The following is a 1,775-nucleotide window of genomic DNA, read 5'->3' on the forward strand; positions in this document are numbered from 1 at the left end:
TGGTGCCGTCGGCGTTCGTCGTCCTGGAGACGCTGCCGCTGACGGTGAACGGCAAACTCGACCGCCGCGCCCTGCCCGCACCCGACTACACGGCCGCGCTGACGGTGAGCCGGGAGCCGTCGACGGTGCAGGAGGAGCTGCTGTGCCAGGCCTTCGCGGAGGTGCTGGGGCTGGAGGGGGTCGGGGTCGATGACGACTTCTTCCGGCTGGGCGGGCATTCGCTGCTGGCCACGCGTCTGGTGAGCCGGATCCGTGCGGTGCTGGGTGTGGAGGTACCGCTGCGGGCGCTGTTCGAGGCCTCGACGCCGGCGGCGCTGGCGGCGCGGCTGGGCCAGGCGGGCGAGGGCCGTCGGGCATTGACGGCGGCGGCCCGTCCGGAGCGGGTGCCGCTGTCCTTCGCCCAGCAACGCCTTTGGTTCCTGGGCGAGTTGGATGGTCCGAGTACCACCTACAACGTTCCGATGGCGCTGCGTCTGACCGGTGAGCTGAATCGTGAGGCCCTCGAAGTCGCCCTGCGCGATGTCATCGAGCGCCACGAGGTGCTGCGTACGGTCTTCCCGGTCGCCGACGGTGAGCCGTACCAGCGGATCCTGCCGGTGGACGAGTCCGGGTTCGAGCTGGTCGTCGCCGAAGTGGCGGAGGCCGGCCTGGACGCCGCAGTGGCTGATGCGGCCGGTGTCGGCTTCGCCTTGGGGTCGGAGATTCCGTTCAGGGCGTCATTGTTCGTGGTGAACCCGACCGAGCATGTGCTGCTGGTGGTGGTGCACCACATCGCGACCGATGGCTGGTCGACGGGTGTGCTGGCGCGGGACTTGTCGACGGCGTACGCGGCTCGTGTCGAGGGCCGGTCACCCGAGTGGTCTGCTCCGCCGGTGCAGTACGCGGACTACGCGCTGTGGCAGCGCGATCTGCTCGGTGACGAGCGCGACACCGACAGCCTCATCTCCCGTCAGGTCGCCTACTGGCGCGAGCGGTTGGCGGACGTGCCGGAGGAACTGGAGCTCCCGGCCGACCGGCAGCGCCCGGCGGTGGCCTCCCACCGCGGTGTCGGCGTGGAGCTGGATGTGGACGCGCAGACCCACCAGCGACTGGTCGCGCTGGCCCGCGAGCGGGGCGTGACCCTGTTCATGGTGCTGCAGGCCGCCCTCGCGGTGACCCTCAACCGGGTCGGCGCCGGAACCGACATCCCGATCGGGACGGCGATCGCGGGCCGCACCGACCAAGCCATGGACGACCTGGTCGGGTTCTTCGTCAACACTCTCGTGCTGCGTACCGACCTGTCCGGTGACCCGACCTTCACGGAGGTGCTGGAGCGGGTCCGGGAGACCGGGCTCGGTGCCTTCGCGCACCAGGACGTGCCCTTCGAGAAGCTGGTCGAGGAGCTGTCCCCGGTCCGCTCGATGGCCCGCCACCCCCTGTTCCAGGTGATGCTGACCGTGCAGAACACCGCGGACCCGGCGCTGGACCTGCCCGGCCTGGACATTGCCGGACGGCCGGCGGGTGCATCGGCGGCGAAGTTCGACCTGGATCTCGCGGTCCGCGAGGTGTTCGACGCCGACGGTGCCCCAGCGGGTCTGCGCGGCACCCTCATCGCGGCGGCCGACCTGTTCGACGCCGCTACGGCCGAGCGCTTCGCGGGCTGGTTGCGGCGCGTCCTGGAACTGCTGTCGCGTGAGCCGCAGTCACGTCTTGGTGTGGTGTCGGTGGTGGGTGGTGGTGAGCGGGAGCGGTTGTTGGGGTGGCAGGTGCCGTCGGTGGATGGTGGGGTGTCGACG

Annotated in this window: 1 protein-coding gene; it reads left to right on the plus strand. The window is 70.8% G+C overall.

All coding sequences use genetic code 11. The features are described 5' to 3' along the window. Positions 1-1,775 (plus strand): condensation domain-containing protein (locus ABZ845_RS31905; protein WP_360987036.1); only part of this gene is annotated, 1,775 nt, incomplete at both ends.

Source organism: Streptomyces sp. NPDC047022, from assembly GCF_040644155.1.
Taxonomy (GTDB): Bacteria; Actinomycetota; Actinomycetes; order Streptomycetales; family Streptomycetaceae; genus Streptomyces.